Annotated in this window: 7 protein-coding genes; 4 read left to right on the top strand and 3 right to left on the bottom strand. The window is 66.5% G+C overall.

Translation table 11 applies throughout. The features are described 5' to 3' along the window. Positions 1-45: 45 nt before the first annotated feature. Positions 46-1,482, bottom strand: coding sequence for a sialate O-acetylesterase (locus tag AC56LU_RS19090; RefSeq protein WP_497177188.1), 1,437 nt, complete (start codon positions 1,480-1,482; stop codon positions 46-48). Beyond that, on the bottom strand, positions 1,479-2,300 hold the full coding sequence (locus AC56LU_RS19095; protein ID WP_497177189.1) for an NAD-dependent epimerase/dehydratase family protein: 822 nt from the start codon (positions 2,298-2,300) through the stop codon (positions 1,479-1,481). The genes AC56LU_RS19090 and AC56LU_RS19095 overlap by 4 nt, the downstream gene beginning before the upstream one ends. Before the next feature lie 165 nt (positions 2,301-2,465). Between AC56LU_RS19095 and AC56LU_RS19100 the strand changes: the two genes are divergently transcribed. The 3 genes from AC56LU_RS19100 to AC56LU_RS19110 all read left to right on the top strand — a co-directional run bounded on the left by AC56LU_RS19100 (position 2,466) and on the right by AC56LU_RS19110 (position 10,257). Beyond that, on the top strand, positions 2,466-5,435 hold the full coding sequence (locus AC56LU_RS19100; RefSeq protein WP_497177190.1) for a glycoside hydrolase family 2 protein: 2,970 nt from the start codon (positions 2,466-2,468) through the stop codon (positions 5,433-5,435). Next, positions 5,435-6,166: a GntR family transcriptional regulator gene (locus AC56LU_RS19105; RefSeq protein ID WP_497177191.1), complete on the top strand. Its 732-nt coding sequence runs from the start codon at positions 5,435-5,437 to the stop codon at positions 6,164-6,166. Before AC56LU_RS19100 ends, AC56LU_RS19105 begins: the two co-directional genes overlap by 1 nt. A 296-nt stretch (positions 6,167-6,462) precedes the next feature. Further along, complete coding sequence (locus AC56LU_RS19110; protein WP_497177192.1) at positions 6,463-10,257, top strand: TonB-dependent receptor; 3,795 nt, start codon at positions 6,463-6,465, stop codon at positions 10,255-10,257. Here the strand turns inward: AC56LU_RS19110 and AC56LU_RS19115 are convergent. After that, positions 10,241-10,402: a hypothetical protein gene (locus AC56LU_RS19115; RefSeq protein ID WP_497177193.1), complete on the bottom strand. Its 162-nt coding sequence runs from the start codon at positions 10,400-10,402 to the stop codon at positions 10,241-10,243. The two genes, AC56LU_RS19110 and AC56LU_RS19115, sit on opposite strands and share 17 nt — an antisense overlap. A gap of 88 nt (positions 10,403-10,490) precedes the next feature. On the opposite strand from AC56LU_RS19115, the gene AC56LU_RS19120 reads away from it, so the two are divergent. Continuing rightward, on the top strand, positions 10,491-13,685 hold the full coding sequence (locus AC56LU_RS19120; protein ID WP_497177194.1) for a TonB-dependent receptor: 3,195 nt from the start codon (positions 10,491-10,493) through the stop codon (positions 13,683-13,685). Positions 13,686-13,703: the final 18 nt, after the last annotated feature.

Consider the following 13,703-nt stretch of genomic DNA (forward strand, 5'->3'; position numbering starts at 1 on the left):
GAATCTGGCCAGTGGCCGATTCACGAGCCGCCCACCCTGCGGACATCACCGTGACAGCGGGTTAGAAGGAATCGGATGCCCCGAGCGGAACGGCACCGCCGGCAGCCCCACGCCGTTGACCAGGTTCGGCGTGGCCGCCTCGTGCCACGCAAAGCGCACCAGCTTCGGCGCCGCCACCTGCGGGCTGCTCACCACCACCTCGCCACCTTCGACGACGGCTGCGGCAGGGTGGAAGCGTCCGTCCTCACCCGCGATCTCGAACCAGTCCGGCGACTTGCCGTCACGCGCCGCCAGCCCTTGCGCATGGTCGAAGCCGACGATCGCCCGTCCCCCGGAGAAACGCACCGAGCGGAAGGTCGGTCCGAACGGCGCGATACCGGACCTTCCATAGGTCCTGGCCAGCGCCAGGTTGGCCAGGCGCAGCCCGACGGTCTGCTTGTCGCGCGGGTGGATGTCCTTCAGGTCGTCGGCCAGGTCGGTGGTGACGATCATCGCCGTGCCGGGGATGCGCAATGCATCCGCCTGGGCTTCGCGCAGGCGCGGCAGCGATTCGGCGCCGTGCAAGACCTGGTCGGCGCGTACTGTCGAGTACAGGTGCGGCGCCAGCTGCACGTAGTAGAAGGGCAGTTGGGTTTCGAAAGCGCGGCGCCAGCCGGCAACGAGTGCCTCCATCTTCGGCGTATAGGCCGGCCCGTCGTCGGTATGGAGGATGTTCGACTCGCCCTGGTACCAGAGCGCGCCCTTGAGCGCGAACGGCGCCAGGCCGACGATCATGCCGTTGAACAGCGTGGCGGGCCGGTCCTTGACTTGCGGCGGCAGCGTGGCCGGCGCCACCAGGTCGGGCGCGGTCCACGATTCGATGCGGGTGCCGCCCCAGCTGGCGTCGACCAGGCCGACAGGCTGGCCCAGCTCCTGCTTCAAGCGCAGGCCGAAGTGGTAGGCCGCGGCCGAGAACTGTGTGGACAGGAGCGAAGCAGGGGAGCTGCGTACCCAGGCGCCGGTGACGTCGTCCGCCGCTTGCCCGGCCTTGACCTTGGCGACCTTGAACAGGCGGATGTCGGGCTGGTCGGCCCCGGCGACGGTTTCCTCCGAGCCGAAGGTCGGTCGCTGGCCCTTCTTCTCGCCGAACGGCTTTTCCATGTTCGACTGGCCCGAGGCCAGCCACACTTCGCCCACCAGCACGTCGTTCACCACGATCTCATTGGACGCGCCGCGCACCACCAGCGTGCCGGGCGAGTGCGCAACCGTGCTCAGGTCGAGCGCGATGCGCCAGCGTCCATCCGGCCCGGCCTGCACGCTGCGCGCCTGGTTGCCGAAGCGTACCGACACGTTCTCGCCCGGGGCGGCCCAACCCCACACCGGTACCCTGGCAGCGCGCTGCAGCACCATGTGGTCGGACAGGATGGCCGGCAGGCGCACCTCGGCGTACGCAGGCAGGGCCAGCAGGGTCAGCGGAACCAGCAAGCGCGGGACTATCTTCATGACGGGTACTTCGGTCCGATGTTCAGGAAGGGACCGCCCTGCAGGAAGGTGGTGAGGTCGTCCGGCGCGGGATACTCGACTTCCACGGGCAGCTTGTCGAGGAACTGCGCCGAGCTGTCCTTGGCCTGGTAGGCCAGGTGGCGCGAATGGCGATCGTCCCACCAGCTGCCAGGGTTGCCCGAAACGCCGAAGGCGATGGTGTGGCCGACGCGCGGCGTCACCAGCGAGCGGCGCAGCAGTTCGACCATGTCGTCCAGGCTCAGCCAGGTCACCATCTGGCGATGGGTGGCGGGCTCGGGGAAGCAGAAACCGATGCGCAGGCACACGGTTTCGATGCCGAACCGGTCCCAGTAGTAACGCGACAGGTTCTCGCCCCACACCTTGGACAGGCCGTAGTAGCCGTCGGCGCGTGGCAGCATGCCGGCGTCGACCCGCTCGCTGGTCTGGTACATGCCCATCGTGTGGTTGCTGCTGGCGAAGACCACGCGCCGGATGCCCAGCTTGTGCACGGCTTCGTACAGGTTGACCATGCCAAGGATGTTGGCCTGCATGATGGGCGCGAACTCGACTTCGGTCGAAACGCCGCCGAAGTGCAGGATCGCATCTACTCCTTCGCACATGCGCATCACCTGGTCACGGTCGGCCAGGTCGCACTGCACGATTTCCTCGCCGGGGCCGGCGGGGCCGAGGGTTTCAACAACTGCAGCCACGTCGGCCAGGCGCACGATGTCGGCGAATTCATGCAGGCGCTCGCGCAGGCGGCGGCCCAGGTTGCCCCCGGCGCCGGTGAAAAGGATGCGTTTGAATGGTTTGCTCATGATTCTCTACGAACGATTGGGAACGGCGCCATTACCGGCTGATTCGGAGGCGGTGTCAACGCACCCTCCCTGAACGCTCACGATGTTGAGTAGTTGTCGGAAAAGCCGTACAGGAGGTGTGCTGAACTACTAATATATCAGTATAAATCCAGTGGAGACCATCCGATGTCGCGTTTTTCCCCGTTCAAACTGTCCGCATTCGGCTTGGCCGCGCTGCTGGCCAGCGTCCCGGCCTTCGCCGAGCGCGCACAGTACGACTTCAACCCCGGCTGGAAGCTGCTGGTCGGCGATCCCGCCGGGGCTGCCCAGCCGAAGTTCGATGACACCGCCTGGAAACCGGTGACGCTGCCGCGCGCGTGGAACGAGGACGACGCTTTCGCCAAGGACATCGTCGACCATTCGACGGGCGTCGCCTGGTACCGGAAGCGCTTCACGCTGAAGAACCTGATGCCGGGGCAGAAAGTGTTCCTCGAGTTCGAAGGCGCGCGCCAGGCGGCCGAGGTGTTCGTCAACGGCCGCCGCATCGGCCTGCACGAGAACGGCGTCACCGCTTTCGGCTTCGAGATCAGCGAAGCGCTGGTGAAGGGCGAGAATGTGGTGGCGGTGCGCACCGATAACCGCTGGGACTACAAGGAGCAGGCCACCGGCCAGCGCTACCAGTGGGCCGACCGCAACTTCAATGCCAACTACGGCGGCCTGCCCAAGAACCTGCGCCTGCACGTGACCGAGCCGCTGTACCAGACCCTGCCGCTGGTCTCGAACCTGGGCACCACCGGCGTGTACGTGTACGCACGCGACTTCGACATCCCGGGACGCAGCGCCACCATCGCCGCCGAATCCGAGGTGCGCAACGATTCGAAGCAGGCGCGCAGCTTCACCTACGAGGTGGAAGTGCGCGACAAGGATGGCAAGGCGGTGGCGCGCTTCGCCGCGCCGGCCCAGACCCTCGCACCCGGCGCCACCACGGTGGCCAAGGCCAGCGCGCGCGTAACAGGCCTGCATTTCTGGAGCTGGGGCTACGGCTACCTGTACGACGTGGTCACCACCCTCAAGGTCGACGGCAAGCCGCTGGACCGCGTCACCACGCGCACCGGTTTTCGCAAGACCGAATTCGGCAAGGGCGTGATCAAGCTGAACGACCGCGTGTTGCAGATGAAGGGCTATGCCCAGCGCACCTCGAACGAATGGCCGGCGATCGGCCTGTCGGTCCCGAGCTGGCTGAGCGACTACAGCAACGGCTTGGCCGTCGAGAGCAACGCCAACCTGGTGCGCTGGATGCATACCGCGCCTTGGAAGCAGGATGTCGAGTCGCTGGACCGCGTCGGCCTGATGCAGGCCATGCCGGCCGGCGACTCCGAGAAGGACGTCGATGGCCGGCGCTGGGGCCAGCGCGTGGAGGCCATGCGCGACGCCATCGTCTACTTCCGCAACAACCCGAGCATCCTGTTCTATGAGTCCGGCAACAAGGGCGTCAGCGCCGAGCACCAGCTGGAAATGCGGGCGCTGCGCGACCGCTACGATCCGCATGGCGGGCGCGCCGCGGGCAGCCGCGAGATGCTGAGCAAGGAGCTGCAGGCGGTGGCCGAGTACGGTGGTGAAATGTTGTACATCAATAAGAGCGCGCGCAACCCGATGTGGGCCACGGAATACAACCGCGACGAAGGCGCGCGCAAGTTCTGGGACGAGCTGAGTCCCCCTTTCCACAAGAACGGCGATGGTCCGCCGCACAAGGGCCAGCCGGCGCCGGCCTATAACCATAACCAGGACAGCTTCGCGATCGAGACCGTGCGCCGCTGGTACGACTACTGGCGCGAGCGGCCGGGCACCGGCACCCGCGTCTCGAGCGGCGGCGTCAACATCATTTTCTCTGACAGTAATACCCATCACCGCGGCGCCGAGAACTACCGCCGCAGCGGCGAGGTCGACGCCATGCGCATCCCCAAGGATGCGTTCCATGCGCACCAGGTGATGTGGGACGGCTGGGTCGACGTCGAGCGCCCGCGCGCCCACATCGTCGGCCACTGGAACTACGCGCCGGGCACGGTGAAACCGGTGCACGTGATCTCGAGCGCCGAGACGGTCAAGCTGACCCTCAACGGCAGGGAAGTGGGAAGTGCGCGCCAAAGCGAGCGCTTCCTGTTCACCTTCGACCAGGTGGCCTGGGAGGAGGGCGAGCTGAAGGCGGTTGGCTACGACGCCAGGGGCAAGCAGGTGTGCGAGACGGTGCTGGCCACGGCCGGCAAGCCGGTGGCGCTGCGCTTGACCAGCATCCCGTCGCCGCACGGCCTGCGCGCCGACGGCGCCGACCTGGCACTGGTGCAGGTGGAGGCGGTCGACGCCAAGGGTCGCCGCAACCCGGTGGCGCTGGATACCGTGCACTTCGAACTGGATGGCCCGGCCGAATGGCGTGGCGGCATCGCCCAGGGACCAGGCAACCATGTGCTGGCGCGTTCGCTGCCGGTGGAGGGAGGCGTCAACCGCGTCTTCGTACGCAGCACAACCAAGGCAGGGAAGATCACGCTGCGCGCCCGTGCCGATGCCCTGGCGCCGGCAACGCTCAGCGTCACGTCAAGGGCGGTCGAGGTGGACGGCGGCCTGGCCGCGCTCCCGCCGGCGCCGCCGCTTCGCCTGGACCGCGGTCCGACCCCGGCCACGCCCTCGTTCACGGTCTCGCGCGTCGCGGTGCCGGTGGCGGGCGCGGATGCGGGCAGCAACGGGGAGCAGGCCGCGCAGTCTTTCGATGACGACGAAACGACCAGCTGGACCAGCAAGGCCGGCGAGGCGGCGCAGATCAGCTACCGCCTCGCACGCCCGGCACTGCTGCGCGAACTGACGCTCAAGCTGGCCGGCTGGCGCGAGCGCAGCTATCCCTTGCGCGTGTTTGTCGACGACGTGGAGGTGTGGCGCGGCGTGACGCCCAAGAGCCTCGGCTACGTCACGCTGCCGCTCAAGCCGCAGCGCGGCAGCCAGGTGCGCATCGCACTGGACGGCCAGGCCGAAGATGCCGGCGCGATCCAGCTGACCGAGGTTGCCAACCAGGCCAACACCGATACCGGCGCCCAACGCGTTTCGCGTTCGGCGCTGGCGATCGTCGAAGCGGAATTCTACGAGTTCCCTGGAGCGGAGGCACGCTGATGCACCTCGCCGACGCTCCGTTCCGTCTCGACCGCTCGCGCAATGCGACGGTCCAGGTCTTCGAGCACCTGCGCGAGCTGATCGTCAGCCTGGCGGTCCCGCCGGGCACGGTGCTGGCGCGCCCGCAGCTGTGCGACTACTACGGGCTGTCGCTCAGCCCGGTGCGCGAGGCGCTGCTGCGCCTGGAAGAAGAGCACCTGGTCGACATCTACCCGCAGCACCAGACCCGGGTGCGCTGCATCGACCTGGCGCAGGCCCGCCAGGCCCATTTCCTGCGCCTGTCGGTGGAACTCGAAATGGCCCATGTGCTGGCGAACGAAGCCGCTTCGGAACTCGCCGGGGCGCTGCGCGACATGGTCGAGCGCCAGCGCGCCTGCCTCGAAGCCGGCGACCTGACCGGCTTCACAGGGGTCGACATGGAATTCCACCGCCGCATGTACGAGGCGGCGGCGATCCCCGACCTGTGGTCGATGATGCGTAGCCGCAGCGGCAACCTGGACCGCCTGCGCCGCATGCACCTGCCGATGAACGGCAAGGCGCAGTCGATCCTGGCCCAGCACGCCGAGATCGCGGACTGCATCGGGCGCGGCGACGTCGAGGCCGCGCAGCGCACCGTGCGCGGCCACTTGTCCGGCACGCTGAACGCCATCGACGCCTTGCGCGCACGCTATCCGGACCTGCTGCTGCCGGTCGACTATCGGCCCGTGCCGGTCGACGGCGCGCAGCGATAACCTGGCGTGACGTTCCGATATCGTAAACGGCATCAGTGGCCACGCGGCCTGCATTCTCGTGCCGATGAGTGTGGCGCATTTGCACGCAACCGCTCAAGCCCATGAGTGTTTGCCTTAAATCACCTAATCGATGTTGTTGTCTTGTTTTCATTCAATAACAATCGACTTCGTCGAACGTGACCGGCTGTTTTGCGATGGTTCGCGCAGCCGGGTAGCGAGATGAGGACGCAGGCCGGCAAGGTCCGGAAGGCGTCCCAATAAATCAAATATATGGAGAGAGACAGATGGACAGAGACATGGCACCCCACTCCCAGGATAGATTCCCCGTCAAACGCCTGACCCAGGCCGTCGCAATGGCGCTGGCTTCGCTCGTCGCGAGCGGCAGCGCCTACGCGCAGCAGGCCCCTGCCGCGCAATCCGACCCAGCGGCCACCAGCACGGCCAGGGCGGCGGAAGGCGCGGTCGAGACCGTGGTGGTGGTCGGCTCGCGCGAATCGCAGCGCAGCGCCATCGCGCGCAAGAAGAACGCCGCCACCGCGCAGGACTCGATCATCGCGGAAGACGTCGGCGCCTTCCCCGACCGTAACGTGGCCGACGCGATCTCGCGTATCGCCGGCGTGGCCGTCGATCGCGGCGAATTCGGCGAAGGCATCAGCGTGTCGATCCGCGGCAACGGCCCGGAACTCACCCGCGTCGAACTGGACGGCATGGGCGTGCAGCAGGCCGGCGGCGCCGACATGCTGGGCGGTATTTCGGCCGGCGCCGACACCTCGGGCGGCCGCGCCGTCGAGATGCGCCAGCTGTCCTCTGACCTGATCAAGAGCGTGGACGTGGTCAAGGGCTCGACCGCCGACATGACCGAAGGCTCGCTCGGCGGCGGCGTGCGCATCCAGACCCGCAATGGCCTCGACTTCAAGAAGGACTTCCTGTCCTTCCGCGTGGCCGCCCAGCAGAACTCGCTCAACAAGAAGAAGAACCCCAACCTGAACCTCATCGCCACCAAGAAGTTCCTGAACGACCGCCTGGGCGTGCTGGTGAACCTCTCGAAGAGCGAGGTCAACCAGGAAGCCCACTCGATCAACCAGGGCGGCAACAGCGGCGTGGTCGGCCAGTATCGTCCGCTCGACTTCGATAATTCGCCGGAGAAGACGGTCGCGCTGCGCCCCGACACCCTGAACCTGAACGACGAGGCGTCGACCACCCCGTTCTACACGGTCCCGTACAGCAACGCGGCCTTGGGTAGCTGGAGCAGCATGACGCCGAAGGACGTGCTGGAAGGCTCGGCCGCGGCCAAGACCAAGGCCGAGTGCTACCAGAAGTTCCCGCTGCTGCCGGCCAACCTGGCCTCGCAGCTCAGCACCGGCAGCAACGGCCGCACCAACGCCCAGAACATCACCCAGCTGGCGCTGCTGAGCTGCCTCGGCCAGTGGAACGACTGGGTGCCGAGCAACACCCGCTACTTCGTCAACCGCTGGAACGACGAGCGCACCAGCGGCGACATCCGCCTCGACTTCAAGGTCAACGATGCGCTCACCGTGTACGCCAAGCATAGCCGCAGCAAGGGCGACGTCACCTCGTACAGCACCAACCTCGGCTTCGGCGGCGTGGCCGTCAATCCGGCCACCGTGCGCGGACCGAACGGTTTCAGTGGCGCGCCCTTCGTCGACAGCATCTCGACCACCCAGCTGGCCAACGGCGCCTGGGGCACGCGCGGCCTGAACCCGGCCTCCGGCTACTACCTCTATCCGAACGAGCTGACTTACCGCAGCACCGGCGCGCTGAACGGCGCGGTGTCCAACGTCAACCCGGGCTCGGTGGTCGTGGACGGCAACCACCACGTCACCGGCTTCGAGTTTTCGGACGGCGTCTATGGCGTCGACAACACCACGATCACTACCGGCACCAAGTCCAGCTATACCCAGGCTGGCGGCACCTACCGCAAGGGCATCGTGCGCGCCGAGTTCCTGATCGGCGACTCCAAGTCCGATTTCTACCGCTACGAAAAGCGCATGGGCCAGAGCGCCTATCTCGGCGCCACCAAGGCGACCGTGCTGCCGAATGGCATCTGGAACTACACACCGGCCAACTCGGTGGACCTGAGCAACCCGAACAGCTGGCTGACGCTCGCGAACCAGGTCGCGGCGGCCGCAGTTGCACCGAGCTTCACTACCCCGGGCGCCCCCGCCTACACCGCGGCCCAGCTGCCGCGCGTGAACGGCGCCACCACCCTGGCGTTCCAGAACCCGCGCATCAACGAGTCGTTCGAGAAGACGGCCAAGCTGGACCTGGACGTCTACACCGACGAGTACATTCCGTTCGTCCCCTCGATCAAGGTCGGCTACAGCCGCCGCAAGAGCGGCTATGACCATTGGGGCACCGGCGGCCCGACGGTCCAGGACGCCGTCGGCACCTTCGGCACGGCTGCCTACATCCCGGGCATCTACGTCTCGACGAATAACCTGCGCACCACCTTCCAGGTATGCGAGAACACGCCGGGCTCGCTGGCGCCGGGCGGCCGTCCCTGCGCGTATGGCTACAACCCGAGCACCGACCCGCGCAATGCGCGCCAGGGCACGATCGTCATCTCGCCGGACCAGTACCGCGCGCTGTTCAACGAGGGCTACACCAAGCAGCCGACCGCGCAGTTCTATGCGGGTGACCCGGACCGCCCGGCCAACCTGACCAACGGCTGGACCGAATTCGACATCGACAAGGTTTATGCGCTGCTGGGCGTCCCGAACTACAACCTCGACTGCATCAAGGAGTGCATCGGCAGCGACGGCAAGATGTACGCCCAGCCGGTGAACTCGATCGTGGAGACCGTCGACGCGGGCTACATGATGGCCAATTTCGAGGTAGACCGCCTGCCGTTCACCCAGCGCGCGCTGCCCTTCGGCGTCGTCTTCGACGGCAACGTCGGCGTGCGCGCCGTGCGCACCAAGGTGGTCGGCAGCGGACAGCTGACCTTCCGCTCGATCGTTCCGACCGCGGCCTACAATCCGCTGGATCCAAACAACGCGAACGGGATCAGCACCCGCGTCTACCGCCGCGACACCGCGATCAATGCGACCACCACCGACTACCTGCCGTCGGCCAACCTGAACACCTGGCTGGTTCCGGACAAGCTGGTGCTGCGCTACAACTGGGGCAAAACCATCGCGCGTCCGGCCGCCGGCCGCCTGATCCCGAACGGCACCTGCGAATACGATGGCCGCAATCTGATCGAGCTCGACGGCGACGGCAGCGAAGTCTCGATGCGCTGCACCGACGTCATGGGCAACCCGGAAATCAAGCCGCTGACCAACCATAACCAGAACCTGTCGCTGGAATGGTACGCGAACCGCGACATCATGCTGGCCGGCGCCGTCTACAAGCAGGAAGGCGTCACCGGTGCGCCGACCCTGATCGAAACCGTCGACGACGTCAAGCCCTTCGCCGGGACCGACGCGGTCGATCCGCAAACCGGCAAGCCGCTCGCCGACCTGGTATTTACCCAGCGCCGCTGGACCAACCAGATCCCGTTCACCCGCAAGGGCTTCGAGGTGTCGGCCAAGGTGGCCTTCACGGTCCTGCCGTGGTACCTGCGCTATACCGGCGTGGACGCGAACTACACCCGCAACAAGGCGACCCTGAACGGCGGCGGCCTGCGCGACCTGATCACCGGCGACCTGCTGCCGGTGGCCGGCGAGCCGCGCCACTCGTGGAACGCATCGGTGTGGTACGACGACGGCGCGCTGTCGATGCGGGTCGGCCTGCAGGTGAAGGCGGATACCTTCTCGTGCACCTCGGGTTGCAACACCAACTCGGTGAACAACTACCCGGTGGTCGGCATGACCAACGTGCGCTTCCCGACCTACAGCCCGGGTGCGCCCCTGTTCCGCCTCGGCACCCGTTATGTGGACGCCAAGATCGGCTACCGCTTCAACAAGAACGTCGAGTTCTTCATTGAAGGCCGCAACCTGGGCAAGACCCACACCGGCTCGAACACCGGCGGCTACTCCGACTTCGCGGACGGCACCCCGAACGTGTACACCGACTCGTACTCCGGCGCCACCTACATGGCGGGCCTGAACTTCAAGTTCGGCGGCTAAGCGGATCGAAGGGCAGGAAGGCCAATGGCCGCCGCGATTGCGGCGGCCATGTTCGTTTACGAACGCCCGCGCCGGAAACAATCACCGGATTGATCGATTTGTCATGCAATTTTGCCATTTCGATCAGTTTGGTGATTCTTTCCATGCTGGATGGATCACCGCGACCGTGCGGACATAGAATGTTTTCAAGGCCAAGCCGGATTTCACACTACAGAGCCCATGGAGACAATTCGATGAAACGAGCTACGACTAGCACGCAAGTGCTGTATCCGACCCGCTGCGCCCGCGCAGTTGCCGCAGTGATCACCCTCCTGGCCGCGCAAGCCGCCCTGGCCCAGGAAAACACGCAGGCGCAGGCAGCGCCGGCAAACACGCAGGCGCAGGCAGCGCCCGCCAGTTCCGCCTCCGCCTCCGCATCGACCGCGACCACCAGCGCCGAAGCCGCCGCGCCGGCAGTCGTCACCATCGCCGGCACCCGCCGCTCCGTGGCCTCCGCCATCAATCGCAAGAAGCTGGCCGGCACGGTGTCCGACTCGATCGTGGCCGAGGACATCGGCCAGTTCCCCGACAAGAACGTTGGCGAAGCCCTGTCGCGCGTGACCGGCGTGCAGCTGTCGCGCGACTTCGGCGAAGGCTCGCAGGTGGCGATCCGCGGAGTCGAGCCGGACTTGAACCGCATCGAGATCAACGGCATGTCGGTGCTCGGCACCGGCGGCACCGCCGGGCGCGGCGCCGAACTGCGCGAACTGGCCTCCGAGCTGATCGGCTCGATCGACGTCTACAAGGGCCTGACCGCCGACATGACCGAAGGCGGCGTGGGCGGCACCGTGTCGATCACCACCCGCAAACCGCTCGACTTCAAGGAGCCGACCATCGGCACCAGCATCTCGGCCGAGCACTCGACCTCGCGCGGCGGCGTCCAGCCGCGCGGCAACCTGTACCTGGCCGACAAGTACCTGGACGGCAAGCTCGGCCTGATGGGCAACTTCGTCTACGACAAGGTGCTGACCCAGAACGACTACGCGCGTAATACCTCGTGGCGCTTCCTGCAGGACTGGGACAATTCGCCGGAAAAGACCGTCAACAGCATCGACCCGCAGGTCGCCGCCGTGGGCAGCGCAGCCGCCTGCGCCACCTCGGGCCTGTCTGCCGCCCAGCAGACCGCCTGCCGCAACCAGTGGTTCGACTACTCGCCGGGCATCGCCCGCTACGGCCTCTGGACCCGCGACCACAAGCGTTCGTCGGCCGAAGTGACGGCGCAGTACGCGTTCAGCAAGGAGTTCAACGCCTACGCCACCTACCAGGCCAACACCCAGCGCCAGCGCCTGAACGACCGCAATTTCGGCACCGATTTCGGCGCCACTTCGCGCCTGGCCAATAGCGGCCGCGCGCCGGTGTACGGCCCCAACGGCGTACCGACCGCCGCCGGCGCCTGCACGGCGCCCACCAGCGCCACGCCGGGCATGGTGGTCGAGAACCACCACGTGACCGAGTACGTCGTCGGCTCCTGCCTGAACGCGGCCGGGCAGGGCGGCCAGGGCGCCTTCAGCACCTCGGCGCGCGACTTCCAGCTCGACGTCGATTCGCGCTATGCCTCTTCCGGCTTCAGCTTCAAGCGCGACGGCCTGGAAGTGAGCGGCCTGCTCGGCACCTCGAAGTCTCTGTACAGCAGCGACAGCAACAGCATCGTGCTGACCCAGAACGCGCCCGGCCTGAAAGTGGCGCTGGGGCCGGACAGCCTGCCTCGCTTCACTTTCCCGGAAGGCTACAGCCCGGACAGCCCGAACTCCTACGTACAGGCCCAGCTCCAGTACCGCCCGAGCGAGACCGAGAACAAGGAACACCAGGCCAAGCTCGACTTCAAGTACCGCCTCAACACGCCGTTCTTCAACAAGGTCTGGTTCGGCGCGCAGGCCCGCAAGTCGACCTCGGAGCAGTACAACGGCGGCGGCTATATGGCCAGCAACGGCGCTAACCTGAATTCGACGCTCGATGATATCAACGTGCGCGGCGCCAACGTCAACCAGACCGCGGTCTACGACCCACTCTACACCGGCTCCGCCCAGCGTCCGGACGACGCGCAAAGCTTCATCAACTCGGGCTTCAATACCCGCTACCTGAACGCGGCCCAGATGGCGGCCCTGGTCAGCGCGGTGCAGGGCCGCACCCCCGGCACCTTCTTCAACGGCTACGACAAGGTCTCGGGCCTGCCTTCGGGCTGGATGTCGCCGGTGTACGCCAACGCGACCCAGTTCTTCGATACCTCGGCCTTCAACCACGGCTACCTGCGCTCGGCGCCGGGCAGCGACGGCCAGATGTATCCGCAAATCCCGGCCTTCGCAGTGGACGAGCGGATTGCAGCGACTTACCTGCGCCTCGACTACGCCACCGAACTGTTCGGCAAGGAGATCGATGGCAATATCGGCGTGCGCTATGCGCGTACCCGCGACCGCTCGACCGGCTCGTCGCGCTACGCGGTACGCACCGAGACCGCACCCGGCTCGACGAGCTTCCGCGACGTCATCATCAGCAACGGCGTCTCCACCGTCGAGAACACCTACAGCGACGTGCTGCCGAGCTTTAACGGCTCGTTCTGGGCGATCGACAACAAGATGGTGGTCCGCGTCGGCTGGGCCAAGGCGATGGCGCGTCCGCGCATCAATTTGCTGGCCCCGAACGCGGTCTGCACCGTCAACAGCGGCAACGAGCAGTTCGGCGGCGACGGCACCGACGACTGCAGCGCCGGCAACCCGGACCTGAAGCCCTACCGCTCGACCAACACCGACCTGAGCTTCGAGTACTACCCGGGGCAGGACACCCAGCTGTCGCTGGCCCTGTTCCAGAAGGACATCACCAGCTACGTGCGCGAGCGCGTCCTGACCCGCAACGTGGACCTGTTCAAGGACGGCAGGCTGTTCGACGTCACCCAGCCGGTCAACGGCGAGGGCGCCACCACCAAGGGCGTCGAGATCGCCGGCCGCACCGCGCTGACCTTCCTGCCGGGCTGGCTGAGCGGCTTCGGCGTCGACGCCAACTACACCCGCATGGACTACAAGTACGCGCCGGGCACCGAAGTGCTGAACATCCTCGACGAAACCGTGCTCCCGTATCCGGGCATGTCGAAGAACGCCTACAACCTGTCGCTCTGGTACGACCGCGGCCCGATCAACGCGCGCCTGGCCTACAGCTACCGTGACCGCTTCTTCACTGGCGGGAACGACGTCTCGGGCAATCCGGTGTTCGAAGCCGCGACCGGATACCTCGACGCGAAGATCCAGTACCGCTACAACGACAAGGTCACGTTCGCGCTGGAAGGCAAGAACCTGACCGACGAAGTGAAGCGCCTCGACGCCGGCGACAGCTTCCGCCTCAACGAGCTGGCCTGGTCCGGACGCCGTTATTACTTCACGGTGTCGGTGAAGATCTGATCGCCCTGTAACGACTCC

The organism is Telluria sp. PB2R4, assembly GCF_059685695.1.